At 65.9% G+C, this 23,889-nt stretch carries 21 protein-coding genes; 10 read left to right on the top strand and 11 right to left on the bottom strand.

Going from position 1 to position 23,889, the window contains the following annotated elements; genetic code table 11:
* Positions 1-19 precede the first annotated feature (19 nt).
* Together fsrB and GA0061099_RS18160 are read right to left on the bottom strand one after the other, a co-directional pair.
* Positions 20-1,312, bottom strand: coding sequence for a siderophore utilization protein FsrB (fsrB, locus tag GA0061099_RS18165; protein WP_036028050.1), 1,293 nt, complete (start codon positions 1,310-1,312; stop codon positions 20-22).
* Positions 1,313-1,524: 212 nt separating this feature from the next.
* Positions 1,525-2,400 (bottom strand): helix-turn-helix domain-containing protein, encoded by an 876-nt coding sequence (locus GA0061099_RS18160; protein WP_225149684.1) that lies wholly within the window; start codon positions 2,398-2,400, stop codon positions 1,525-1,527.
* Positions 2,401-2,656: 256 nt separating this feature from the next.
* Here GA0061099_RS18160 and GA0061099_RS18155 point away from each other — a divergent pair, with 256 nt between their 5' ends.
* The 5 genes from GA0061099_RS18155 to GA0061099_RS18135 all read left to right on the top strand — a co-directional run bounded on the left by GA0061099_RS18155 (position 2,657) and on the right by GA0061099_RS18135 (position 8,695).
* Complete coding sequence (locus tag GA0061099_RS18155) at positions 2,657-3,877, top strand: amino acid ABC transporter substrate-binding protein (RefSeq protein WP_036028048.1); 1,221 nt, start codon at positions 2,657-2,659, stop codon at positions 3,875-3,877.
* 64 nt (positions 3,878-3,941) lie between these two features.
* The gene (locus GA0061099_RS18150; protein ID WP_036028047.1) at positions 3,942-4,817 is read left to right on the top strand and encodes a branched-chain amino acid ABC transporter permease; all 876 of its coding nucleotides are present in this window, start codon (positions 3,942-3,944) and stop codon (positions 4,815-4,817) included.
* Positions 4,814-6,484: a branched-chain amino acid ABC transporter ATP-binding protein/permease gene (locus GA0061099_RS18145; protein ID WP_050996039.1), complete on the top strand. Its 1,671-nt coding sequence runs from the start codon at positions 4,814-4,816 to the stop codon at positions 6,482-6,484. Before GA0061099_RS18150 ends, GA0061099_RS18145 begins: the two co-directional genes overlap by 4 nt.
* On the top strand, positions 6,477-7,208 hold the full coding sequence (locus GA0061099_RS18140; protein WP_036028046.1) for an ABC transporter ATP-binding protein: 732 nt from the start codon (positions 6,477-6,479) through the stop codon (positions 7,206-7,208). Before GA0061099_RS18145 ends, GA0061099_RS18140 begins: the two co-directional genes overlap by 8 nt.
* A gap of 35 nt (positions 7,209-7,243) precedes the next feature.
* Positions 7,244-8,695, top strand: coding sequence for an aldehyde dehydrogenase (locus GA0061099_RS18135; protein WP_036028045.1), 1,452 nt, complete (start codon positions 7,244-7,246; stop codon positions 8,693-8,695).
* A 51-nt stretch (positions 8,696-8,746) separates the two neighbouring features.
* Here the strand turns inward: GA0061099_RS18135 and GA0061099_RS18130 are convergent, their stop codons facing one another.
* From GA0061099_RS18130 to GA0061099_RS18120, 3 genes are all read right to left on the bottom strand, one after another.
* Complete coding sequence (locus GA0061099_RS18130) at positions 8,747-10,987, bottom strand: TonB-dependent siderophore receptor (protein ID WP_244429368.1); 2,241 nt, start codon at positions 10,985-10,987, stop codon at positions 8,747-8,749.
* 326 nt (positions 10,988-11,313) lie between these two features.
* Positions 11,314-13,302 (bottom strand): primary-amine oxidase, encoded by a 1,989-nt coding sequence (locus GA0061099_RS18125; protein WP_074447954.1) that lies wholly within the window; start codon positions 13,300-13,302, stop codon positions 11,314-11,316.
* Positions 13,303-13,317: 15 nt separating this feature from the next.
* Complete coding sequence (locus GA0061099_RS18120; RefSeq protein ID WP_036028042.1) at positions 13,318-14,508, bottom strand: serine hydrolase domain-containing protein; 1,191 nt, start codon at positions 14,506-14,508, stop codon at positions 13,318-13,320.
* 183 nt (positions 14,509-14,691) lie between these two features.
* On the opposite strand from GA0061099_RS18120, the gene GA0061099_RS18115 reads away from it, so the two are divergent.
* Positions 14,692-15,681 (top strand): helix-turn-helix domain-containing protein, encoded by a 990-nt coding sequence (locus GA0061099_RS18115; RefSeq protein ID WP_036028041.1) that lies wholly within the window; start codon positions 14,692-14,694, stop codon positions 15,679-15,681.
* Positions 15,682-15,687: 6 nt separating this feature from the next.
* Here the strand turns inward: GA0061099_RS18115 and GA0061099_RS18110 are convergent, their stop codons facing one another.
* The 3 genes from GA0061099_RS18110 to GA0061099_RS18095 form a co-directional block, all read right to left on the bottom strand.
* Positions 15,688-16,353 carry a methionine ABC transporter permease gene (locus GA0061099_RS18110; RefSeq protein WP_057029183.1) on the bottom strand — a complete coding sequence of 222 codons (666 nt, stop codon included), beginning with the start codon at positions 16,351-16,353 and terminating at the stop codon, positions 15,688-15,690.
* Positions 16,343-17,482 carry a methionine ABC transporter ATP-binding protein gene (locus GA0061099_RS18105; protein WP_193375202.1) on the bottom strand — a complete coding sequence of 380 codons (1,140 nt, stop codon included), beginning with the start codon at positions 17,480-17,482 and terminating at the stop codon, positions 16,343-16,345. Before GA0061099_RS18105 ends, GA0061099_RS18110 begins: the two co-directional genes overlap by 11 nt.
* A gap of 226 nt (positions 17,483-17,708) precedes the next feature.
* Complete coding sequence (locus GA0061099_RS18095) at positions 17,709-18,515, bottom strand: enoyl-CoA hydratase/isomerase family protein (protein ID WP_036028039.1); 807 nt, start codon at positions 18,513-18,515, stop codon at positions 17,709-17,711.
* Between the two features lie 118 nt (positions 18,516-18,633).
* Here GA0061099_RS18095 and nthA point away from each other — a divergent pair, with 118 nt between their 5' ends.
* The 3 genes from nthA to GA0061099_RS18080 are packed head-to-tail and all read left to right on the top strand — an operon-like array spanning position 18,634 to position 20,299.
* Complete coding sequence (nthA, locus tag GA0061099_RS18090) at positions 18,634-19,266, top strand: nitrile hydratase subunit alpha (RefSeq protein WP_036028033.1); 633 nt, start codon at positions 18,634-18,636, stop codon at positions 19,264-19,266.
* Positions 19,263-19,922, top strand: coding sequence for a nitrile hydratase subunit beta (gene nthB, locus GA0061099_RS18085; protein WP_036028032.1), 660 nt, complete (start codon positions 19,263-19,265; stop codon positions 19,920-19,922). Before nthA ends, nthB begins: the two co-directional genes overlap by 4 nt.
* On the top strand, positions 19,922-20,299 hold the full coding sequence (locus tag GA0061099_RS18080; protein WP_036028031.1) for a nitrile hydratase accessory protein: 378 nt from the start codon (positions 19,922-19,924) through the stop codon (positions 20,297-20,299). The genes nthB and GA0061099_RS18080 overlap by 1 nt, the downstream gene beginning before the upstream one ends.
* Positions 20,300-20,408: 109 nt before the next feature.
* On the opposite strand, the gene queC is transcribed toward GA0061099_RS18080, so the two are convergent.
* Positions 20,409-21,122: a 7-cyano-7-deazaguanine synthase QueC gene (queC, locus tag GA0061099_RS18075; RefSeq protein WP_036028030.1), complete on the bottom strand. Its 714-nt coding sequence runs from the start codon at positions 21,120-21,122 to the stop codon at positions 20,409-20,411.
* Between the two features lie 127 nt (positions 21,123-21,249).
* Between queC and mazG the strand changes: the two genes are divergently transcribed.
* Positions 21,250-22,086 (top strand): nucleoside triphosphate pyrophosphohydrolase, encoded by an 837-nt coding sequence (mazG, locus tag GA0061099_RS18070; RefSeq protein WP_036028029.1) that lies wholly within the window; start codon positions 21,250-21,252, stop codon positions 22,084-22,086.
* A 48-nt stretch (positions 22,087-22,134) separates the two neighbouring features.
* Here mazG and GA0061099_RS18065 read toward each other — a convergent pair whose 3' ends face one another.
* A complete protein-coding gene (locus GA0061099_RS18065) occupies positions 22,135-22,356 on the bottom strand; it encodes a YodC family protein (protein WP_036028028.1) in 222 nt (73 codons plus the stop codon).
* Between the two features lie 153 nt (positions 22,357-22,509).
* Positions 22,510-23,889: a GTPase HflX gene (hflX, locus tag GA0061099_RS18060; RefSeq protein ID WP_036028027.1), complete on the bottom strand. Its 1,380-nt coding sequence runs from the start codon at positions 23,887-23,889 to the stop codon at positions 22,510-22,512.

Raw genomic sequence — 23,889 nt, 5'->3', positions numbered from 1 at the left:
TTGGCGGAACGCGGGTGCCCTACTCTGCCGGCGTCAGTTGCTCCCGGTTCAGCCGCACGGCCGCCGTCTCCCGCACGCGAACGCGGGCGCGGCGCTTGCGCCACCAGATCACGACGCCGGTGACAGAGAGCGCGGCGACCACGAGGCCCATCACCGAGATCAGGATACGCCCGAACAGTCCGACGATGCGGCCCGAATGCAGCGGAAACTGCGCCTGCACGAAGATGTCGGCGGCGGTGCCGACCCAGGGCAGCCGCTCGCCAATGGGGCGGCCGTCCTCGCTGTCGTAATAGAGCTGCGCCGGGCCGACGCCGCCGGCACCGTGATCGTCGCCGGGATGGAAGAACGCGGCGGCGTAGACGCCATGGGCCGGGCCGTAGCTGAGCGCGCCGACCGGGGTGGTCCAGCCTCGCGCCTTGCCGTCGGCGGCCGCGCGGGCAGCAATCTCGGCGAACGTCATCTTGGGCTCGATCGGATTATCGAGATCGCGATAGGGCCGCTGCTCATAGGGTGTCGGGGTGTAATTCGACACCATCTTCATCAGCGGCGAGAACACCTCGAAGTAGAGGTTCAGCGAAAACGCGGTGAAGGCGATGATGAACAGTACGCCCCACGTCCACAGGCTGAATGCGCGGTGGATGTCGAAATTGATCCGGTAGGCGCTGCCCGAGGTCTTGATGGTCCAGGCCGGCGCCCAGCGCGCCCAGAAGCCGCGCTCGAGCTGGCGCGCGACCTCAGGCGCCCGCGCGGCCTTGGCGCGCCGGCGCGAGGGCAGCGTCAGATAGAACCCGACGAAGCAATCGATGGTCCAGATGATGGCGATGATGCCGAGCACGCGCATGCCCCAGCGGTCGCTGCCCCAGAATTCCGGGATGTGCATCGTGTAGTGCAGCTTGTAGAGAAACGAGACGAAGTTTTCGCGCGTGACGGGCCAGACCGCGCCCCAATAGCGCCGGCCGAGCTCCGCACCCGTGTTGGGATCGAGGAAGACCTGATTGTAGTCGAGCGGGTAACGCTTGCCGGTCGCGGGGTCGATTCGCGGCATGACGAAGAACCACAGCGAGTGGCCCTGCTCCGGCGTCATGAAGAGGTAGACGACGCGCGCGCGGGGATCGCGCTGCTCGATCATCTTGGCAAGCTCGAGCGAGGGAATGGCCGGGCCCTTCGTCGAGACATCGAACAGATGGCTGTTCAGGACGTCGTCGAGCTCGTGATCCCAGGAGATGATCGCGCCGGTGATGCCGGAGAAGAACAGGAAGGCGGCCGTCAGCAGTCCCGCCCAGCGATGCAGTTTGCCGAATATCGCTCTCATCGCTCAGATCTCATTCCCACTGGGCCCGGCCCCTCATTTGCCGGACCGCTTTTCGATTGGACTCGCCGCCGGCAGTTCAGCCGGTGGGCCTTCGGCCTAACGCAGGGACAGTTGCAGTGCGAGAGGTCCGACATTAGAATTTATCGAGACTGGCCAATAAGCTGCGCGACAAAGCGTCCATGCGTGATCGGGTGTTCGCGCAGCCGCGTGCGTTACGGCCAATCGGCAAAATTCAGCGTCGGTCTCGATCGCCCCGCTCTCGCGCGTGCCGCAACGCGCCGACGCCATACGCCCGGTGCCTCGCCGGTGTGCTTGCGGAAAAAGCGGCTGAAATAGGCGGTGTCCGTGAAGCCCAGCGCAAATGCGATCTGCTTGACGGCGATGGTTCCAGCCTCCAGCCGCGTCGCCGCTTCCCTGACGAGGCGCTGCTGAATCAGCTCGCTCGGCGAGCGCTTCAGCTCGCGGCTGCACAGCGCGTGCAGGCGATCCGGCGTGGTGCCGAGTAGACTGGCGTAATCGCTGACGCGCAAGTGCTGTTGATAGCGCTCCTCGAGCAGCCTGCGGAACCGGCTCAGGATCTCGGTGCTGCTGCTCTCCTCGTTGCGGTTCCCGTCGCCAGCGAACAGGCGCCAGAATCGCAGCACGCACAGCGTCAGCTCCGCCGACATGATCGACGCTGCACCGCTGCGTGCGGGCGTGGCGACCTCGGCGGCGATCGCCGCGATGGAACGCGCGATCGTGGCCGCGAGATCGGCCTCGACCTGCAACGCCAAGGTGCCGCCCGCCCCCTCGAGCGCGAGATAGGCCGCCTCTGCCGATGGCGGGAGATAGCGATGCCAGATACCGGCGCGCAATTGCAGCAGCTGCGCAGTCGTGCCTGCCGACACCTCCAGATAGTCGGCGGATCCTGCCGGGAGCCAGACCAGCGCGGGTCCGACCGTCCGCATGGTCCTGCCGGCCTGACCGATCTCAGCGGTCCCGCCGCCGGGAAGGCAGAGCAGATGAATGAACGGACGGGCCGCTTTCGAGGTCAGCGTCCATCGCCGCGCGACGTAATGCGCCGCGATCAGCTCGGCGCCCACAGGCACAGCCCCACTCGGGGCGGGTGCCGGTGCCGGATCTGAGCCCGCGACGCCTCGACGCACTTGGCCATCGAGGCCAGAACCGTCCAATCTTTCACCGGATTTGTCCATTGTGCGAGCAAAGCTCGGGATGCTTGCTAGGTCAAGTCTCGGTGGCGGCCGGCTCAATGATGCCGCCCTGGAGAAAGTCGGGACCAAAGAGGAAACGACCACTCACGTCGATGCCAACAGTCGCTTGAGTGCAACAGGAGGGAGACACGATATGTTTTCGGCGAACCGTCGAACGTTGCTGCGCGTCGCTGGCCTTGCGGCTCTGGCCGGAACGCTCTGGACCTTTCCGTCCACGGCCGATGCGCAGGAGAAGATCCGGATCGGCTACGCCATTTCCAAGACCGGTCCCTATGCCGGCGGCGCCGGCATCACCACCCTGCCCAATTATGAGCTGTGGGTGAAGGACGTGAATGCCGCCGGCGGCATCAAGCTCGGCGACAAGAAGCTACCGATCGAGGTGGTCGAATATGACGACCGCAGCAGCTCGGAAGAAGCCGTCAAGGCGATCGAGCGCCTCGCCAACCAGGACAAGGTCGATTTCATTCTTTCGCCGTGGGGCACGGGTCTCAATCTCGCGGTCGGCCCGACTCTGAACCGTCTGGGCTACCCTCACCTCGCGGTCACGTCGGTGACCGACAAGGCGCCGGAGCTTGCCAAGCGCTGGTCGAACGCGACGTTCTGGCTCGGGACGTCGGCCCAGATATCCGAGGGGCTCGCCGATCTGCTCGGCAAGCTGAAGAGCGAAGGCAAGATCGGGGCGAACATCGCGATGGTCAGCATCGCCGACCAGTTCGGCATCGAGCTGTCCGCCGCGGGCCGCGAGGCCTTCAAGAAGCACGGCTTCAAGCTCGGCTATGACAAGACCTATCCGATGGGCACGCAGGATCTCCAGCCTCTGTTGAAGGATGCGATCGCCTCGAACCCGGATGCGTTCGTCGCCTTCAGCTATCCGCCGGATACGATCGCGCTGACCGAGCAGGCGCAGCTGTTGAAGTTCAACCCGAAGGTTTTCTATGTTGGCGTCGGCACCGCGTTCCCGCTCTACAAGGGCAAGTTTGCCGCCAACAGCGACGGCGTGATGGGCATCGGCGGTTGGAATGCCGAGTCTCCGCAGCTGAAGGAGTATCTGGCGCGCCACAAGGCCACGACCGGCAAGGAGCCCGATCGCTGGGCGAGCTCGATCACCTATGCGAGCCTGCAGGTGCTACAGCAGGCGATCGAAAAGGTCGGCAAGCTCGATCGCACCGCTGTCGCGGCGGAAATCCGTGCGGGCACGTTCGAGACCATCATCGGCAAGGTCAAGCTGAAGGACGGGCTGCTTCAGGAGGTCTGGAGCGTCGGACAGTGGCAGAACGGCGAGTTCTACGCCCTCGCACCGACCTCGCTGCCGGGCGCGCGTGCCGCGGTCGTGCCCAAGCCGCAGTGGCAGTAAGGCTGGTTGGCAGGCCTTGCGTCGGCGAGGCCTGCCTGCCGTCCGCTCAAGGGGACGCCGCTTCATGTTGCTTGTCGACATCATCCTGCCGGGCCTCGTGCTCGGCGGCATGTACGCGCTGATCGCGCTCGGGCTGACGCTGCAATATGGCGTGGCGCGGATCATGAACCTCTCCTATGGAGAGTCGCTGGTCGCGGCCGCCTTCGGCGCGTTCTCGCTCTACGGCGGCCTTGGGCTGAGCCCGCTCGCGGCGCTGCTGCTGGCGGTCCCGGTCGCGATGGTGCTGAACTGGCTGCTGTATCGCTTGCTGCTGGAACGGCTGATGCGGCGCGGCAAGGACCGGGGCGCGCAGGAGATCGACAGCATCCTCGTCACCTTCGGCGTGCTGTTCGTGATCCAGGGCGCCATGCTGGTCGCCTTTGGCGGCCAGTACTACAGCTATAGCTATCTCTCCATTCCGCTGACGATCATGGGCTCGACGCTTGCTGTCAATCGGCTCGTCGCGCTGCTGTTCGCGGCGCTGGTCGGCGGCGCCGTGTATCTCGCCCTCACCCGCACCCGGATCGGCACTGCCGTACGCGCCATCGCAGTCGATGCCAACGCCGCGCGTCTCGTCGGCATCGACGTCGCGGCCCTGTCGGGGCTGGCGTTTGCCTTTGGCGGCGGCCTCGTCGCCGTCGGCGGCGTGCTGATCAGCATGTTCCTCACCTTCAATGCCGCGATGGGGGTGGTCTTCACCATGAAGGCACTGGTCGTCATCATCATGGGCGGTGTCGGCAACGTCATCGGTGCGCTGGTCGCCGGACTGCTGCTTGGTGTGGTCGAGACCGCGGTGGCGCGGCTGGTCGATCCCGGTCTGACGCTGGCTGCGACCTACGCACTGTTTCTCGGCGTGCTCGTGATCAAGCCCACCGGCCTGTTCGGCAGGGCGGCGTCATGACGGGGCCCGTCCGCATTCTGCTGTGGTGCGCCGGCCTCGCCCTCGCCGCATGCCTCGTCACCTATCCGCTCTATGCCAACGGCTATTATCTCGCGCTCGGCATCAGCGTGCTCTATTTCACGATCCTGGCGACCGCGTGGGCGATGTTCTCGGGCCCGACGCGCTACATCTCGCTTGCAACGGTCGCGTTCTTCGGGCTCGGCGCTTACACGGCTGCGGTGCTCGGCGAGACCATGCCCTGGCCGGTCGTGCTGCTGGCCGCAGCCGGCGTGGGCGCACTCACCGCCGCAATCACCGGGCTTTCGACGCTGCGGCTGTCCGGAATCTATTTCGTGATCTTCTCCTTCGGCCTGGCCGAGCTGATCCGGCAGCTCGTGATCTGGTACGAGGTCAACATCCACAAATCGGTCGGCCGCTATCTCTTCAGTGCGGTGACGCAGGACGTTCTCTACTGGCAGCTGCTGGGCTTGACCGCGGTCGTCTTCCTGGTGGGCTGGATGCTCGGGCGCTCGCGCTATGGGCTGGCCCTGCGCGCCATCGGCGCCGACGAGACCGCGGCGAGCCATTCCGGCATCGATGCCACGCGGATCAAGCTCGGCGTCTTCATTCTGAGCGCGACCTTCATGGCGGTGACCGGCGCGGTCATGGCGCCACGCTGGACCTATATCGATCCGGCCATTGCGTTCAATCCGACCATCTCGTTCCAGGTCGTGATCATGGCCCTGCTGGGCGGCGCGGGCTCGCTGTTCGGGCCCGTGCTGGGCGTCATTCCCCTGGTCCTGCTCTTCGAGGTGCTGACGGCGACGCTGCCCAACCATTTCAGCATCGTGCTCGGCGTCATCTTCGTGTTCATCGTGATGGTGTTGCCGAACGGCGTGATCGGCCTGTTCGGGGCGGGCCGCTGGCGTGTTCCGGCCGGCGGTCCCGCCGCCGCGCCCGCCCGCGCGGGCGATGCACCGCTGCTCGCGGTCGACGGTGTCAGCAAATCGTTCAGCGGACTACGCGCCGTCGACGGTGTCAGCTTCACAGTCACGCCAGGCGAGATCATCGGCATCATCGGCCCGAACGGATCCGGCAAGACGACGCTGCTGAATACGCTGTCCGGGGCGCTGCGGCCCTCCTCGGGCACGATCCGGCTGGGCGGCATCGTCCTCAACGGTATGCGCGCGCACCAGATTGCGCGCCTTGGCCTTGCGCGCACGTTCCAGCTGGTGCGCGTGATGCCGGACCTGACGGTGGCCGAAAACGTTGCGGCGGCGCAGCTGTTCTCGACGACGAACGGCTCGGGCGCAACGGCAAGCGAGCTGCTGGACCTCGTCGGGCTCGGCAAGCTGCAGGAAACGCCCGCGAGCGACCTGACCTATATCGACCAGAAGCGGCTCGAGCTTGCCCGCGCGCTGGCGCTGCAGCCGCGCCTCGTGCTGCTCGACGAATGGCTGGCGGGCCTCAACCCGAGCGAGCTCGAGACCGGCATCGCGCTGATCGCGAAATTGCGCGATCGCGGCCTCACCATCATCATGGTCGAGCATGTCATGGATGCGATTCGAGCGCTGTGCAGCCATTGCATCGTCATGAATGCCGGCAGCGTGATCGCGCGCGGCGCGCCGGAGGCCGTGTTGTCCGATCCAAAAGTCGTTGCAGCCTATCTCGGAGGCGACGATGCTTGAGGTCGCCGCCCTCTCCCATTTCTATGGCAAGCACCAGGCTCTCGCCGACATTGCGCTCGCTATTGGGCAAGGCGAGATCGTCGCGATCCTCGGCGCCAACGGCGCCGGCAAGTCCACCCTGCTCAAGAGCATCGCCGGGCTGGTCAAACCTGCCCCCGGCGCAACGATCCGGTTCGAGGGACATCACATTGGCGAGCTGCCCGCCCACCTGATCGTGGAGCGCGGCATCGCGCTGGTGCCCGAAGGCCGCGGCGTATTCGGCGATTTGACGGTTGCCGAGAATCTGCAGCTCGGCGCCTACCCCGCCCGCGCCCGCGCAGGCGAGGCAGACCGGCTCGCGAGGATCCTGCGACTGTTCCCGCGCCTTGCCGAGCGTATGGCCCAGGCCGTTCGCACCATGAGCGGCGGCGAGCAGCAGATGGTGGCGATCGGCCGGGCGCTGATGTCGAACCCGCTGCTGCTCCTGCTCGATGAGCCTTCGCTCGGCCTGTCGCCCCTGCTCAGCCGCGAAGTGTTCCGTGCACTGGCGGAGATCCGTAGCAGCGGCCTCAGCGTGTTGCTGGTCGAGCAGAATGCGCGGGCGAGCCTCGACATCGCCGACCGTGTCTACCTGATCGAGTCCGGCCGCAACGCCGGCAGCGGGCCGGCCAGTGCGATGAAGAACGATCCGGAGGTCCAGCGCGCCTATCTCGGCAAGGCCCGCGCGGCCCCGTCCCCACCATAATCGCTCAATCCCGCCTGCAACCTTTGGAGTGCATCATGAACGCGATCGACCTTCTCATCGGCGGCAAGGACCAGTCGGCCAGCCATCAGCGTACCTTCCAGCGCCACAACCCGATCTCCGGCGACGTCGCGACGATCGTGGCGGCGGCCTCGATCGACGACGCGATGCGGGCCGCGGACGCTGCGGCCGCCGCGTTCCCGGCTTGGTCACAGCTCGGCCCGTCGGAGCGCCGCAAGCGGCTCAATGCGGCCGCCGACATCCTCGCGCGCCGTGCCGCGGAGTTCACCGCGCTGATGGTCGCTGAAACCGGCGCCACCGCGGGCTGGGCCGGATTCAACGTGCACCTGGCCGAAGGCATGCTGCGCGAAGCCGCGGCCATGACGACGCAGATATCCGGCGAAGTCATACCGACCGACAAGCCCGACAACCTCGCCATGGCGTTTCGCCAGCCGGTCGGCGTGGTGCTCGGCATCGCGCCCTGGAACGCTCCCGTGATCCTCGGCGTGCGATCGGTCGCGATGCCGCTCGCCTGCGGCAATACCGTGGTGCTGAAGGCGTCCGAGATGAGCCCGGGCGTGCATCGGCTGATCGGAAGCTGCCTGGCGGAGGCCGGCCTCGGTGACGGCGTCGTCAATGTCGTCACCAACGCGCCGGAGGATGCGCAGGCGGTGGTCGAGGCGCTGATCGCCCATCCTGCGATCCGCCGCGTCAACTTCACCGGCTCGACCCGCGTCGGCCGCCTCATCGCACTCGCATGCGCCAAGCACCTGAAGCGCGCGCTGCTGGAGCTCGGCGGCAAGGCCCCGCTCGTGATCCTCGACGATGCCGATCTGGACGCCGCCGTGAATGCGGCAGCGTTCGGCGCCTTCATGAACCAGGGGCAGATCTGCATGTCGACCGAGCGGATCGTGGTCGACGACAAGGTGGCGGACGCCTTCATCGCCAAGTTCGCCGCCAAGGCCAGGAGCCTTCCCTTGGGCGATCCCCGCAAGGGCAATGTCGTGCTGGGCTCGCTGGTCAGTGACGCCGCCTGCGAGCGCGTCCGGGGCCTGATCGACGATGCCGTCGCCAAGGGCGCCGTGCTCGCTGCCGGCGGCCACGGCAGCGGCACCATTATGCCCGCCACCATCGTCGACCATGTCACGCCGGCGATGCGGATCTATGGCGAGGAGAGCTTTGGTCCGGTCGTGACCGTGGTGCGCGTGAGCGGGATCGACGAGGCCGTGCGCGTGGCCAACGACACCGAATACGGCCTCTCCTCGGCCGTGTTCGGCCGCGACATCGCCCGTGCGCTCGGCGTTGCCAGGCGGATCGAGGCGGGCATCTGCCACGTCAACGCTCCGACCGTGCATGACGAGCCTCAGATGCCGTTTGGCGGGACCAAGGCGTCAGGCTATGGCCGCTTCGGCGGCAAGGCCGCAATCGACGAGTTCACCGAACTGCGCTGGATCACCGTGCAGACCGGGCCCCGGCACTATCCGTTCTGATCGGCGGGATGCAGGTCCGGTCTCCAAGGCCGGACCGTCCTCGCATTGTGCTCACCAGCGGTAGGTCAGCCTGGCGATGGCTTTCCGCCCTTCCGCGTAGAAGCAGCCCGACATGCTGTAACATGAGGCGACATAGCGGGTGTCGGCGAGATTGGTGACGTTCAGCGCCAGGCGCCAATTGTCCCTGTTGTAGGCCAGCAGCGCGTCGAGAACGGTCGACGATCCCACCTTGAACGTGTTGGCCTCGTCGCCCCAGGTCGCGCCGACATAGCGGATGCCGCCGCCGAACTGCAGGCCGGCGAGCGGCCCGTTCTGCAGCGTATAGTCGCTCCACAGCGAGGCGCGGTTAAGCGGCACAGTAGTTGGCGCCTTGCCGACATTCACCGGATCCTGCGTGACCATGGCGTCGACATAGGCATAGGCGGCGCGCAGGTTCCAGCCATCGGCGAGCGACATCGTGCCTTCGAGCTCGATGCCGCGCGACTTCACCTGCCCGATCTGTTCGTAAAAGGTGGCCGCGGGCACGTACACAGCGACGTTATCGCGCGTCAGGTCGAAGGCGGCGAAGGTGAACAGCGCGTTCCAGCCGATCGGCTGATACTTGACGCCGACCTCGTATTGGACGCCGGTCTCAGGATTGAGCATCTGTCCGCCGAAGCCGGTCGCGAGCAACGGCAGGAACGATTCCGAATAGCTGAAATAGGGCGCGATGCCGTTGTCGAAATTGTACATCACGGCGGCGCGGCCGGTGAAGGCCGAAGCGTCCTTCGCTATCGTCGTATTGGCGATACCGTTATCGACCTGCGTGGTCACGAAATCCTGACGGCCGCCGAGCTGGAACGAGAGCCGGCCGAGCTTGATCTGATCCTGCGCATAGACGCCGACCTGGGACTGCTTGACGCCGGTGTTGTCGTACATGGCGCCGATGGCGTAGTCGTAGCTGTAGTTCGGGTTGAAGACGTTGATCTCGGGGGACGAGGTCGTGACGCCGAAGGCGGTGTCGCGGAAGGAGGTGTTGCGATAGTCGACGCCAACCAGCGTGGTGTGGCTGAGAATGCCGGTGGTGAACTTGCCCTGGAGCTGGTTGTCCACGGCGAATGAGTTGATGTAGGAGTTGCTGTAGCTGCCATAGCGCGCGAGCTGCCCTGCGGCTTCGTTGGTATAGCCGCCGCCGTAAAACACCTTCTCCTCGTTGTGCTGATAGGCGTAGCGCAGATTTTGCCGGAACGTGACGTTGTCGGTGAAATTGTGCGCGAGCTGGTAGCCGACGGTTGCGATCTCGGTGTTGAATGCGTCGAAGCCCGGCACGCCCGCGAAGAACGAGACCGGGATGGTGCGGCCGTTGTTCGGCCAAACCGTGCCCGAGGCCGGCAGGAACTGAAGGCCCCACCCTGCCCGGTCCCGCTGATAGTTGGCGAGCAGGGTGATGGTGGTGTCCTCGTTCGGCTTGAAGGTGACGGCGGGCGCGATGAAGACGCGATTGTCCTTGCTGAAATCGACCTGGGTCTCGCCGTCGCGCACGACGCCGGTCAGGCGCCACAGCACCGTGCGTTCCTTGTTGGCGGCGCCGCCCATGTCGAACTGGCCCTGATAGCGGTTGAAGCTGCCACCCGAGATCGAGACCTCGCCGAACTGCTGCGCCGTCGGCAGCTTGGTCACGTAGTTGAGAACGCCGCCTGTGCCGCTGCCGCCATACATCGCGGAGGACGGACCCTTGAGCACCTCGATACGCTCGGCCCCATAGGGCTCGAGGCCATTGAAGTGCACGTAGTTGCTGGAGGGAATCCGCAAGCCGTCGACGAAGAGGCCCGGCATCGTCATGTCGAAGCCGCGGATCTGGAGGCCGCCGAAGCGGGTGTCCGAGCCGCCATTGACGTCGCCGCTGACGCCGGCGGTGTAGCGCAAGGCCTCGCCGATCGAGACCGCGCCCTGGTTTCTGATCTGGTCGGTGGTGATGACCGACACCGACTGCGGCGTTTCGATCAAGGGCGTATCGGTCTTGGTGGCGGTGCCGCTGCGCGTCGCGACGAAACCGCGTACCGGTCCGTTGGCGCGTTCGCTCGTGGCACCGTTCGATGCTGCCGACTGAGTGGGCGCGGCCTGCTGCGCCGGGCCCCGACGATTGGCGCGTGCGGTTCGCGCCGCCGCAGCCCGTCGCGACGACGCAATCGCCGCTGGACGGGTGCGCTGCGTCGGCGCTTCGACGGTGACAGAGGGAATCTGCGTCTGGGCTTGGGCAGAGCCGAAGGGCACGGCGAGAGCGAATGTGCTGGCCGCACCGAGGAAGAGCATCTGGATTTGTCGGCGGCGCGTGTTCTTACGCGAAGAAGGTTGGAAATCGGTCACGTCTGTTGAGCCCCACGCACTGCCGGCTTTGCCGGTATCGATCTTGATGGCCCGCCCTAACTCAGGCGGTTTCGGAGTGCGATAGGAACGGCGTTAGAATTTCTCCAGACGTGTGCACAGCACGTGCGACGCATGCGCTCATGCGCGCTGCTTCTTTGGGATTGGAATCCTTCCAAATGATCTTGTCAGTGTGTTCGGAACCCGACCGCATGTGACGGCCGTGTCGCGCAATCAGCGTTGCAACCAAAGCCAGGGGTGGGAGCGGATGAAGGTCACGTCCGGTCCGCGTGACAACAGGTCGTGCTCTTCTCGCCAGCCAGCACGCTGCGGCTGTTGCGGTCCGGCGGAAGGTCGCCAGCCGCATTCGCCGCAAAGAATCCGGTTGGCTTCAACACGAAGCCGGCATATTCCACCGGCATGATCGGAAAGTCTTCGGGTTTGCAGACATGGGTGTGGCCGAAGGAGTGCCACACCACGATGTCGGCATCCTCGATGTTGCGATTCTGCGCGGCATAGCGCGGCAGGCCGTCGCCGCCGGCGTGAACGTTGGGATAGTCGCCGCTGGCATATTTCTCGGCCGGATCGAATGCAGTCACCCAGACATGCTTGGTGGCGAAGCCGCCACGCTTGCGCACGTAACTACCCTCCTGGGCCAGCATCAGCGGGCTGGGATTGACGACGAGCTTGTAGGCCGGTGCACCGCCGACCGAGTTGATCTCGTTCGGATTACTGATCTTCCAGAATCGGCCGGTCTCGCCATTGGCGACCGCTGCGGCGTCGCGCTCGCGCGACAGCACGCGCGTGGTGGTGTCGAACACGTTGCCGTGCGGATTGTCGTCGCCCCAGGGCCGCGGCACGAACTCGTGCTCCGTCACCGTGTTACCGCCGCCGTCGAGATCCATATGCAGGCGGACGTTGAAGAAGTGCTGGTGCGTGGGGCCGCCGAGATTATCGTCGACCATGCCGCCCCATCGGTACTTTTCGCCCGGCCGCACCGCGGCGGTCTGGATGATGCCGGTGAGTTTCGTCTCCAGCTGAATCGTGCCGTCCTGATAGAGATACCAGTAGAAGCCGTAATCGTAATTGCCGACGGTGGCGAAGAACGAGATCACGAGCCGCCGGGATCTCCGCACCTCGAACAAGCCGTTGCGAAACTCGTAGTGCTTCCAGGCAATCCCGTAATCCTCCTCATGCATGCAGATCGCGTTCTGCATGACGAAGGGCTCGCCCTTGTTGTCGGCGGCAGGCACGTCGAAATAGTGGATGTTGCCGAGGCAGTCGCAGCCCAGCTCCAGCGCGTTGGCGAGCATGCCGAGCCCGTATTCGCCGGCATCGAAAGCCGACTTCCAGAAATGGTTGGCGGTCGGATCGGCATAAGGCACCACCATCTCGGTGACGCTGGCGCGGTGGATCAGCGACCGCTTACGCGCGCCGTCCTGGTAGGCGAGCTGATGCAGCACGAGGCCCTCGCGCGGCGTGAAGCCGACTCGGAAGCTCCATTTCTGCCAGTCGACTTTCCAGCCGTCGACCTTGAAGCTCGGCCCTTCCGGCTGCTCGATGTGCAGCGGCTTGATGTCGGTGCGCGTGTTTGGCACCTCATGCGCGCCGTAGTTCCGTTTCTTGCGCGGAATCGGCACGATCGGATCTTCATCCGTGAGCTCGATGATCTTGCCCCCGATGAGGTCGACCACAGCGACAACGCCCTCGATCGGATGGGCGTAGCCGTTGTCCTGGAGGTGCTCGCGAAAATAGCTGACGGCCCGCACGATGCGGGCGCCGCGCTCGAACGCTTTGTCGAAGAATCCGGAGGAGAACGGGTCGACCTGAACCAGCTCGATGTCCTTGTCGGTCAGCCCGCGCCGAACCATCGCCGCCCGCCAAGCGGGATCGGCCTTCACCACGGCATCGCACTTGAAGAACTCTTCCAGCATCACCGGCGGCTGCCCATAGGGCGCCTCGCGATTCGGCACGACCTTGCGGCCGACGATCTCGCCGCGGCCGAGGTCGACGATATGCTCGATCGCCTCGCCCGTGGCGACGTCGAGCGTCAACGCGAAGGCACGGCGTCCCACCTCGCCTGAAGCCAGCTCCTGCTTGGTCGGCTCCTCCAGCCGCACCGTCGGGAAACGGCAGTTCGCCGCTGAGGCGGCCGCCGCCCGCACCAAAGCGCAAGCCGCGGTGATCTCGTCGGCCGTCAGCGGATCGAGCGGATGCGGTGTCGCGGTCTGCGCTTGCGGTTGGGCTTTGGCGGTTTCAAGCATGAGGACGTCCAAATATCAGGCGAGATGTGCGGTGATGGCGCGGAAGGCAGCAAACCAGCGCTGGTCGATCGACACGTCCATCGCCTTGGGCTGTGTTGCGAGCTTGACGATGACGGTGTCGGAGTCGAGGTCGACATAGAGGTGCTGGCCGTGAATGCCGATCGCGGTGAGCGCGTTGCGCGAAGGATCGATGGTGAACCATTTGCTGCGGTAGCGCGCGCCCGGGAAGAACTCGGCGAGGTCGCCATCGGCCCACGCCTTGGGATCACCGTTCTCGCGGATATCGTCGATCCACCAGCCCGGCACCACCTGCCGGCCCTCGACGACGCCGCGGCAGCGGATCATCTCCCCGAAGCGGACGAGATCGCGCGCGGTGACCGAGATGCCGCCGGCAATGCGGCCCATGCCGTGGCTATCGAGTGTGAGAGAGCCGTCCTCCTCCGCGCCCAGGGGCTGCCACAGAAACTCGGAGAGAATAAGATGGTAGGGCATCCCGCAGGCGCGTTCATACACCCAGCCGAGCACCTCGGTATTGGGCGAGACGTAGTGGAACACCTTGCCGTGCGGTTTGCCGCTGCCGCGCAGCGTCGTCAGATAAGCGCGCTGATGGCTGGGCTCGACGTCCGGCGGCGGCACGTCCCAACCCGAGGAGAACCGATAGCGCGCGAGGTCGCCGGCGGGGTCCTCGTAATCCTCCTCGAACTTGATGGCGACGGCCATGTCGAGCAGGTTGCGGACGGTGCAGCCGGCGTAGGCCGATGTCTCCAGCTCCGGCACGTAGCGCAGCACCCTCGCCTCTGGATCGACCAGGCCGCGCGCGGCCAGCACGCCGCCGAGCGTGCCAGCGATCGCCTTGCTGATCGAGCAGATCAGATGCGGCGTGGTCGCGCTCATGCCGTCCCCGTACCATTCATGGATCAGCGTGCCCTGATGCATCACGAGGAGCGTGTCGGCAAAGGTTTCGCGCAGCGCGCATTCGATCGTGGTCGCTTTGCCATCAGGCCCGGTGAAGCCGAGCTTTGCCAGTTCGCGCGGGGCGCTTCTCATTGGCGTCGGCCGGGCGGAGCGGCGAATCTCTGCGGTCGGCAGCACTTCGCGGGTGTGGGTAAAACCCCAGCGGATCGCGGGAAAGCTGCGCCAATTGGCGCGCGTCACCTGAGCCTCGGGTACGGGCGGGCTGCCGCGCATGACATCGGTCGGTCGCATCTCGATCCCTCCGCGAAGCGCCGTCCCGGCAGCGATGTCGGAACGGCAGGACGGAAGCCTGCACCGCGGCGCTGTCAGGCGTTATCGAGATCCAGCAATATTTTGCTGGACAGCGTCTCTGGCCGTGCCAGTCTGGCGTGGTTCCTGCTCGCTGCTCGGCTCAAGGATTTTCGACGTACTGCCATGGCCTTAACGGCAAATCTTCCGATTCAGGACTCGGCTGCGGGCCTGCTCCAGGCGAACAGCACGGATGTCGATGAGCATTGCGCAAGCCTCGGCCGCTGGCGGCTGAGCTACGATCAGATCAGCGCCGGCGCGTTCCGGGGCAGTTTCACGCAACTCTCCTTGCCGCGGCTGGAGGTGTTCTGCGAGATCACCAGCCAGCAGGTCCGCCAATATGGCCAGCTTGGCGCCGACAGTTTTGGCATCGGCCTGCCCTGGCACGGCGATGGCGAGCTCAGCTTCAACGGGACCGGTGCCAGCGGCGCCCGCGTCCTCGCCAGCATCGACGCCGAGATCGACATGTGTACCCCGAAGGCCTTCGAGCTGCGCGGCGTCGTTGCCAGCACGGTGTTGATCGCAGAGCTCGCCGCCCGGCTCGACATCGAGCTGCCGCGCACCGCCTGGCACCGGCTGCAGGTGATCGAAATGGCGGAAGCGCCGGTCGCGCGGCTGCGGGCGCATCTGGCCGCCATTCAAGCGACGATCACGACCGCTCCGGCAACGTTCAACGATCCGGCGGCGAGGCAGGCCCTGGAAGATGCCCTCCTCGTCGAGATCATGGACATGCTGCCGACCGCACGCCCGAGCGATCCCGGCCGCAGCGCGGCGGCTCGGAAGCGAACCGTGGATCGTGCCCGCGAGCTGATGCATGGCAGGGGCGATCGCTCGCTCTCGCTGCTGGAGGTCTGCAAGGCCGTCGGCGCCAGCCCGCGCAAGCTCGGCTATTGCTTCCAGGAGGTTTTGGGCACGAGCCCGATGCACTATTGGCGCGCGATGCGACTGAACCGTGTGCGGCGCGATCTCAAGGGCGCCGGCGGCAACGAGACCTCGGTCTACGACGTCGCGGTGCAGCACGGATTCTGGCACTTCAGCCAGTTCTCGCTCGACTACAAGCGTCACTTCGGCGAGCTGCCCTCGCAGACGCTGCGTCGCGCGAGGTGTGCCGCCTGATCGGATTCAGCGATGCCGCAGCCGGCGGTTGACCCGGCGCGCCAGGTAATCGCCGGCGCTCTGGACTATCTGCACCAGTGCGATCAGCACGACCACGACGGCCAGCATCATCTCCGGCATGAAGCGCTGATAGCCGTAGCGGATGCCGAGATCGCCAAGGCCGCCGCCGCCGACTGCGCCGACCATCGCGGAATAGCCGAGCAGGCTGACCACCGCGAGCGTCAGCGCCAGCAGCAGGCCGGGCAGCGCCTCCGGGATCAGGACCTTGAGCACGATCTGAAGGGGCGAAGCGCCGAACGAGGACGCGGTCTCGATCAGGCCGCCGTCGACCTCGCGGATTGCAGCCTCGACGAGGCGCGCGATGAACGGCGTCGAGGCGATGGTCAACGGCACGATAGCGGCGGTCGAGCCGATCGAGGTGCCGGCAACGAGGCGCGTGAACGGGATGATGGCGACGACGAGGATGATGAAGGGCGTCGAGCGCGTCGCATTGACGACGATGCCGAGCACGCGATTGACGATGGGCGCCGCGAACAGCTCGCCTTTGCGGCTGGTGGCCAGGAACACGCCGAGCGGCAGGCCGAAGGCGGTGCCGAGCAGCGCCGCGATGCCGACCATGTACAGGCTTTCGAAGGTAGCCTGGACGATCAGGTTGATGAGTTCAGGCGACATAGCCGAGACGCTCCGCCGAGAATTGATATTGAGAGAGCCAGGCGAGCGTCCGCGTCACCGCGTCCTCGCCGCCGGGAATGCCGAGCGTGAGCGAGCCGACATGCTGGCCGCCGATCTCGTCGATGCGCGCAGACAGCAGCGCGACGTCGAGCCCGAGCTCGCGCGCGAGCCGGGCCACCACGGTGTCGCCCGCCCCTGCTCCGCGCACCTGGATCCGGATCACGGCCTGCCCGCCGGCAGGCTGCTTCGAAACGATTCGGCTCTCCAGCGAGACCGGCAGGCTGTCGCCGATCACCTCGGCCAGGAAGGACTGCGTGATCGGATGTCTTGGCTGCGTGAAGATGTCGGCGACGTGACCACTCTCGACGACGCGGCCGGCGTCCAATACCACCACCTCCTTGGCGAGCTGGCGCACCACGGACATCTCATGCGTGATCAGCACGATGGTCACGCCGAGCTCGCGGTTGATGTTCGCAAGCAGATCGAGGATCGCGCGCGTGGTCTGCGGATCGAGTGCCGAGGTCGCCTCGTCCGACAGCAGCACGCTCGGCCGCGTCGCCAGCGCGCGGGCGATGCCGACGCGCTGCTTCTGGCCGCCGGACAGTTCGGAAGGATAGCGGTCGTGCTTGTCGGCGATGCCGACCAGCGCGAGCAGCTCGGTGACGCGGGCCTTGATGTCGGTCTTGGTCCAACCGGCGATCTCCAGCGGCAGCGCGATGTTGTCGGCCGCGGTGCGCGAGGACAGCAGGTTGAAATGCTGGAAGATCATGCCGATCGAGCGCTGCGCCAGCCGCAGCTCGCGGCCGGCCAAGGCCGAGATATCGCGGCCGTCGACGATCACACGGCCCGTGGTCGGCTTCTCCAGGCCGTTGATGAGCCGGACCAGGCTCGACTTGCCGGCGCCGGAGCGGCCGATCACGCCGGTGATGGAGCCGCGCGGAATGGCGAAGTCGATGTCTTGCAGCGCGTTGACGCCGGGCTTGCCGCGATAGGCCGGATAGGTCTTGGAGATGCCGGCGAAACGGACCATCGCGTGCGGCACGGCGAGCGCGGGTGAAATCGCTTCGATCGTTTCGATCGGTCGTCCGATCGCGAGCGATTGGTGGGCATTCATGGAGATGGCCTTCATGCACGATAGCTCGGTCACCCGCATGCCCAGGGCACATGGGAACCGGTCGCGTCTGCGACGGGGTGAAAATGGCGATGAGGGCTCAATCGAGCGCGCTGCACCGCAGTACGCACCTTCGCTGTTTCTGGTCTTCCTTGCAATCTCAGATATTTGGAAGGACTTGGACGAAATTTTCCCGATCGTCTCCTGGCGAGGAAGATTTATCCGCCGAATATCGGCGCTGTGATCACCGACCCCGGAACCGCGGCTTGCGGCGCGTCAGGAACGCCTCCACGCCCTCCTTGTGGTCCTCGCTGAGGCTGGCGAGCGCGAACTGGTCGACATCCATATGGCTTGCAAGATCGTCCAGTGCATGCGCGAGCCGGTTGACGGTCAGCTTGGTCATGGCGACGGACAGCGGCGGTTGCGCGGCGATCTTGCGGGCCAGCTCCATTGCGGTATCGAACGCATGGCCGGGATCCGCCACCTGCTCGATGAGCCCCCATTCATAGGCCTCATCCGCGCTGATGCGCTGGTCGGCCAGGATCACCGCCTGCTTGGTACGAGCCGGCCCGATCAGATGCAGCATGCGCGGAATGCTCTGCCAGCTCATATTCATGCCGAGCCCGATCTCGGGCACGCGCAGATGCGCATCGCGCCCCATCACCCGGAAATCGAGCGCCACGGCCAGCGCGACACCGCCGCCGACGCAAAAGCCTTCGATCGCGGCGATGGTGATCTGCTCCATGTCCTGCCAGGCTTGGGTGAGGCGCGGCCCGAGCTTGAGGTGCCGCCGCAGCGCGCCGAGGTCCATCTCCTTCCGCGAGCGTCCCTCGGCGTCCTTGAGGTCGAAGCCGGCGCTGAAGGCGCCCGAGCTGCCGGTCAGCACAACGACCGAGGTCGCTGCATCGTCCTCGAAGCTGCGCGCGGCCGCCGTGAGCTGGCGCAGCGCCTCCGGCGAGAGCGCGTTGATGCCGTCGCCGCGGTCGAAGCGCACGACCGCGATCCGCCCCTCCGGCCCGAGACCCTTCTCGATCTTCACGTAATCGGTCACCATCATCTCCACGCTGTTTGCGGGATGCTAGCGTACAAATGCCCTCACGCATACGTGCCAGGACTGCGCTGCAACGAGCCCTCGACAGCCCCTAGCCATTGCGCCTATCTTCCGCGGCATGAGCCAAGATCACGACCATCATCACCACGATCACGATCATTCCGAGCTGTCCGAGACCGAGCTGCGCGTGCGCGCGCTCGAGACGATCCTGACCGAAAAAGGCTATGTCGAGCCGGCTGCGCTCGACGCTATCATCCAGGCCTATGAGACCAAGATCGGCCCGCACAATGGCGCGCGCGTGGTCGCCAAAGCCTGGACCGATCTGGCGTTCAAGACGGCGCTGCTGCAGGACGGCTCCAAGGCGATCGGCACGCTCGGCCATGTCAGCCGCGTCGGCGATCATCTCGTCGTGGTCGAGAACACGCCCGAGCGGCACAACATGGTCGTGTGCACACTGTGCTCCTGCTACCCCTGGGAAATGCTCGGGCTGCCGCCGGTCTGGTACAAGGCCGCGCCCTACCGCTCGCGCGCGGTGAAGGACCCGCGCGGCGTGCTCGCCGATTTCGGCGTCGCGCTGCCGAAGGACACCGAGATCCGGGTGTGGGATTCCACCGCCGAGACGCGCTTCCTGGTGCTGCCGATGCGCCCCGCGGGCACGGAAGGCTGGAGCGAGGAGCAGCTCGCCGAGCTCGTGACGCGCGACTCCATGATCGGCACCGGTTTCCCCAAGACGCCGGGCGCACCGTCGTGAACGGCGTGCACGACATGGGCGGCATGGACGGGTTCGGCAAGGTCGAGCCTGAGCCGAACGAGCCGATGTTTCACGAGGAATGGGAGTCGCGCGTGCTGGCCATGGTGCGCGCGATGGGCGCGGCCGGCGCCTTCAACATCGACACCTCGCGCTTCTATCGCGAGACCTTGCCGCCGCACGTCTATCTCTCGAGCTCCTATTACAAGAAGTGGTTTCTGGGGCTCGAGGAGATGCTGATCGACAAGGGCTATCTCACCCGCGAGGAGGTCGCCGCCGGCCATGCGATGCAGCCTGCAAAGGCGCTCAAGCACGGCAAGTTCGACCGCGCCAATGTCGAGCGCGTGATGGTGCGCGGCAAGTTCGGCCGCCCTGCCTCGGCTCCGGCGAAATTCAACATCGGCGATCGCGTCCGCGCCAGGAATATTCATCCAGCCACGCACACGCGGCTGCCGCGCTATGTCCGTGGCCATGTCGGCGTGGTCGAGCTGAACCATGGCTGCCACGTGTTTCCTGACACGGCGGCGATGGAGCGCGGCGAGAACCCGCAATGGCTCTATACCGTGGTGTTCGAGGGCCGCGACCTCTGGGGCGAGGACGGCGATCCCACGCTGAAGGTCTCGATCGACGCGTTCGAGCCCTATCTGGATCCGGCGTGATGAGCAGCGCGCTTGCGGCCGCCGCGACGGCGGCGATCCCGAGCATTCCGTGCGACGACGACGGCCCGGTGTTCCGCGCGCCCTGGGAGGCGCATGCCTTCGCGATGGCCTTGAGCCTGCACGAGCGCGGCGTGTTCACCTGGCCGGAATGGGCCGCCGCCCTCGCCGACGAGATCAAGCGCGCCCAGGCCGCGGGCGATCCTGACACCGGCGAGACCTACTATCTGCACTGGCTCGCCACGCTGGAGGGCCTCGTCGCCCGCAAGGGCGTCGCGTCGATGGAGACGCTGCACCGCTATCGGAATGCGTGGGACCACGCCGCCGATCGCACGCCGCACGGCAAGCCGATCGAGCTCAGGCCGGAGGATTTTGGTTAGCTGTTGCCTCTCGTCATGGCGAGCGCAGCGAAGCAATCCAGAATCCCTCCGCGGTGGCAGTCTCGATTTCTTCGTCGCAAGGGCTCCTCGCAATGACGACAGAGCGAGCCTACCGTCCCGCCACGTACTCGTTCCACCCCTTCGCCCGCAAACTGCAGGCCGGGCACTCGCCGCAGCCGTAGCCCCAATCGTGCCGTGCGCCGCGTTCGCCGAGATAGCAGGTGTGCGACTGCTCGCGGATGAGATCGACCAGCCCGGCGCCGCCGAGGTCATGGGCGAGCTTCCAGGTCGCGGCCTTGTCGATCCACATCAAGGGCGTGTGCAGCTCGAACTGCCTGGCCATGCCGAGCGACAGCGCGGCCTGCATGGCGCGGACGGTCTCGTCACGGCAATCGGGATAGCCGGAATAATCGGTCTCGCACATGCCGCCGACGATGTGGCTGATGCCGCGCCGGTAGGCCAGCGCCGCGGCGAAGGTCAGGAACACGAGGTTGCGGCCCGGCACGAAGGTGTTCGGCAGACCGTCCGCGCCCATCGCGATCGCAACGTCGCGGGTCAGCGCCGTCTCGGACACCGCCGCCAGCGTCGGGATCGACAGCGTGTGGCTCTCGCCGAGCCTTGCGGCCCAATCGGCGCGCAGGCCCTTGATGCCGTCGAGCAGGCGGTCGCGGCAGGCAAGCTCGATGGCGTGGCGCTGGCCGTAGTCGAACCCCAGCGTCTCCACACGCGCGAAGCGGCTCAGCGCCCAGGCGAGGCAGGTGGTGGAATCCTGGCCGCCGGAGAACAGCACCAGCGCGGTTTGTGAGGAAAATGCATCACTCATGGCCCGCGCTTTAGCATCGCACGACTTGCCCGCCAATCGGTGGAAATCGGCCAGTTCCGCCGCCTTGCGCTGGGATCGGGGGCCCGCTTTTGGCATAAGGCTCTGTATCCCAGGAGACTGCCCGGCAATGACCCCTTCCCGCGACATTTCCCGCCTGATTGAGATCATGGCGGCGCTGCGCACGCCGGTGACCGGCTGCCCCTGGGACCTCGAGCAGGATTTTTCGACGATCGCGCCCTACACGATCGAGGAAGCCTATGAGGTGGTCGACGCCATCACCCGCGGCGATCTCGACGATCTCAGAGAGGAGCTTGGCGATCTCCTGCTCCAGGTGGTGTTCCACGCCCAGATGGCTTCTGAGCAGAACGCGTTCAATTTTGGTGACGTGGTCCTGGCCATCACCCGCAAGATGATCCGCCGTCATCCCCACGTCTTCGCCGACAAGGACGGCAATCTCGCCTCCTCCCACGTCAAGGAAGTCTGGGACCGCATCAAGGCGGAGGAGAAAGCCGAACGCGCCGCGCGCCGGCCGCCGGAGGAGGCGCCGACGCACAAGTCGCTGCTCTCGGGCGTGAAGGCCGGCCAGCCCGCTTTGACCCGCGCGATGGAGCTGCAGCGCAAGGCCTCCACCGTTGGCTTCGACTGGAACGACCCGCGCGCGGTGCTGCACAAGATCCGCGAGGAGGTCGACGAGATCGAGGCGGCATTGGACCGCAACGACAAGCAGGAGATTGCGGAAGAGACCGGCGACCTCATGTTCGCCCTCGTCAACCTCGCCCGCCATGTCGATGCCGATCCGGAGGCTGCGCTCCGCGCGACGAATGCAAAATTCGAGCGGCGCTTTGCCTATATCGAGCGGGCACTGGAGGCGCAGGGTCGGACGCTTGAGCAGGCGTCGCTGGCCGAGATGGACGCGCTATGGAATGCGGCGAAGCGCAAGGAGGGGCGCGGAGACGAGCGATAATGCTCGCCCCTTGCCTGCGCCTCAACAACAAGGGCAACGCCGGTTGTCTCAGTCGACAGCGCTCTTCTTTCCCTTGGCCTTCCCTTGCGCGTGGTCCGCAGCGCCCTCGATGATTGTCAGCATGTAGAGCGGAAAGGTGGCGGCCTGAAGCTCACCCTGAACCGTGAACCACTGGCAATCGATGTTGTCGCCATTGATCGAATGAACGGTCATCAAAGGTCCGCCGCCACGAAGACGGACACGATCTCCGAGATTCAACTGAGCGGCCATGGAGAACCTCGCAAATAAATCTATGGGATGCAAAAGATGGTAGACCGAGATCGGAAGCCTCCGATACGGAACGCCCAGAGTAGAGGTTCTGGCGGCTAACGCAACTACAGATAGATCGAATGCATTGAGATTTCCGCGCGAGCATTGCGTCCGTCACGCCACGCGCGGCACCGCATCAAACCTCGACACCACGATATCCCGCTTGGTCTCGTCCACCCGCACGGTCATGTCGAAGCGGCCGTCGTGCAGCTCCTTGGCCAGCACCTCGGCATTGCGGTGCAGCCAGCTGATGCCGGCGCCGTCGGCGGCGTCGATGGAGAGATCGAGCGTGGTCCGTTTCGCCGCGAGCCGCTGCTCGATCGCGGCGAGCAGAGCATCGACGCCCTCGCCCGACACGGCTGAGACCAGCATCGCCGGATGATCCTCCGGCCTGCGCGCGGCGATGTTGAGCAGCTCTTCGCGTTGCTCGGGGTCGAAACGATCGATCTTGTTCCAGACCTCGATGATGCGGCCGGAATCGTCCGGGTTGATGCCGAGCTGGCGCAGCACCGCATCGACGTCGCTCTGCTGCGCTTCGGCGTCTTCATGCGAGATGTCGCGGACATGCAGGATGACATCGGCTTCCAGCACCTCCTCCAGCGTGGCGCGGAAGGCGGCGACGAGCTGCGTCGGCAGGTTGGAGATGAAGCCGACGGTATCCGAGAGCATCGCCTTGCCGCCATGCGGCAGGTTGAGCGCCCGCAAGGTGGGATCGAGCGTCGCAAACAGCATGTCGGCCGCCTGCACGTCGGCGCGGGTCAGGCGATTGAACAGCGTCGACTTGCCGGCATTGGTGTAGCCGACCAGCGCGACGACACGATACGGCACGCGTTGACGGCCGGCGCGATGCAGACGCCGCGTCGCCTGCACCTTTTTCAGCTCGCTCTCCAGCTTGGAGATGCGCTCCTGGATCAGGCGGCGGTCGGCCTCGATCTGCGTCTCGCCGGGGCCGCCCATGAAGCCGAAACCGCCGCGCTGGCGTTCGAGATGGGTCCAGGAGCGCACCAGGCGCGAACGCTGGTAGTTGAGATGCGCAAGCTCGACCTGCAGCGAGCCTTCCCGGGTTTTGGCGCGGCGGCCGAAGATTTCGAGAATGAGCCCGGTGCGGTCGAGGACCTTGGCGTGCCATTCCTTTTCGAGATTGCGCTGCTGGATCGGCGACAATGCGCAATCCATCACCACGAGCTCGACCTCGAGGGTCTTGATCAGCCCGGCGATCTCCTCGACCTTGCCCTTGCCGATATAGGTCGCGGGGCGGATCTGGCTGACCGGCGCGACGATGGCGTCGGCAATGACAAGATCAATCGCCCGAGCGAGGCCGGCGGCTTCATCGAGCCGGGCCTCGGTATCGCGCAAGGCATGAGTCACCGATTGCACGTCGGCGCTGCCCGCGCGCACGCGCAAGTAGGGGCCGATGACAAGCACCCGCCCCGTCTGCGTAGCCCCTGCCGACCGCGGACGGTCGGCATCCCCGTCGAAATTCCGGGGTTCCAA

Origin of the sequence: Bradyrhizobium yuanmingense, assembly GCF_900094575.1 — a bacterium.
GTDB classification, from domain to species: domain Bacteria; phylum Pseudomonadota; class Alphaproteobacteria; order Rhizobiales; family Xanthobacteraceae; genus Bradyrhizobium; species Bradyrhizobium yuanmingense.
The sequence above is the reverse complement of the archived record's forward strand: the minus strand, read 5'-3'. Positions and strand labels throughout refer to the sequence as shown.

What these genes read in the sequence shown, in the direction of transcription:
- fsrB (WP_036028050.1), bottom strand. Translation starts at nt 1,312, where the DNA reads ATGAGAGCGATATTCGGCAAACTGCATCGCTGGGCGGGACTGCTGACG.
- GA0061099_RS18155 (WP_036028048.1), top strand. Translation starts at nt 2,657, where the DNA reads ATGTTTTCGGCGAACCGTCGAACGTTGCTGCGCGTCGCTGGCCTTGCG.
- GA0061099_RS18150 (WP_036028047.1), top strand. Translation starts at nt 3,942, where the DNA reads ATGTTGCTTGTCGACATCATCCTGCCGGGCCTCGTGCTCGGCGGCATG.
- GA0061099_RS18145 (WP_050996039.1), top strand. Translation starts at nt 4,814, where the DNA reads ATGACGGGGCCCGTCCGCATTCTGCTGTGGTGCGCCGGCCTCGCCCTC.
- GA0061099_RS18140 (WP_036028046.1), top strand. Translation starts at nt 6,477, where the DNA reads ATGCTTGAGGTCGCCGCCCTCTCCCATTTCTATGGCAAGCACCAGGCT.
- GA0061099_RS18135 (WP_036028045.1), top strand. Translation starts at nt 7,244, where the DNA reads ATGAACGCGATCGACCTTCTCATCGGCGGCAAGGACCAGTCGGCCAGC.
- GA0061099_RS18130 (WP_244429368.1), bottom strand. Translation starts at nt 10,987, where the DNA reads ATGCTCTTCCTCGGTGCGGCCAGCACATTCGCTCTCGCCGTGCCCTTC.
- GA0061099_RS18125 (WP_074447954.1), bottom strand. Translation starts at nt 13,302, where the DNA reads ATGCTTGAAACCGCCAAAGCCCAACCGCAAGCGCAGACCGCGACACCG.
- GA0061099_RS18120 (WP_036028042.1), bottom strand. Translation starts at nt 14,508, where the DNA reads ATGCGACCGACCGATGTCATGCGCGGCAGCCCGCCCGTACCCGAGGCT.
- GA0061099_RS18115 (WP_036028041.1), top strand. Translation starts at nt 14,692, where the DNA reads ATGGCCTTAACGGCAAATCTTCCGATTCAGGACTCGGCTGCGGGCCTG.
- GA0061099_RS18110 (WP_057029183.1), bottom strand. Translation starts at nt 16,353, where the DNA reads ATGTCGCCTGAACTCATCAACCTGATCGTCCAGGCTACCTTCGAAAGC.
- GA0061099_RS18105 (WP_193375202.1), bottom strand. Translation starts at nt 17,482, where the DNA reads ATGAAGGCCATCTCCATGAATGCCCACCAATCGCTCGCGATCGGACGA.
- nthA (WP_036028033.1), top strand. Translation starts at nt 18,634, where the DNA reads ATGAGCCAAGATCACGACCATCATCACCACGATCACGATCATTCCGAG.
- GA0061099_RS18080 (WP_036028031.1), top strand. Translation starts at nt 19,922, where the DNA reads ATGAGCAGCGCGCTTGCGGCCGCCGCGACGGCGGCGATCCCGAGCATT.
- queC (WP_036028030.1), bottom strand. Translation starts at nt 21,122, where the DNA reads ATGAGTGATGCATTTTCCTCACAAACCGCGCTGGTGCTGTTCTCCGGC.
- mazG (WP_036028029.1), top strand. Translation starts at nt 21,250, where the DNA reads ATGACCCCTTCCCGCGACATTTCCCGCCTGATTGAGATCATGGCGGCG.
- GA0061099_RS18065 (WP_036028028.1), bottom strand. Translation starts at nt 22,356, where the DNA reads ATGGCCGCTCAGTTGAATCTCGGAGATCGTGTCCGTCTTCGTGGCGGC.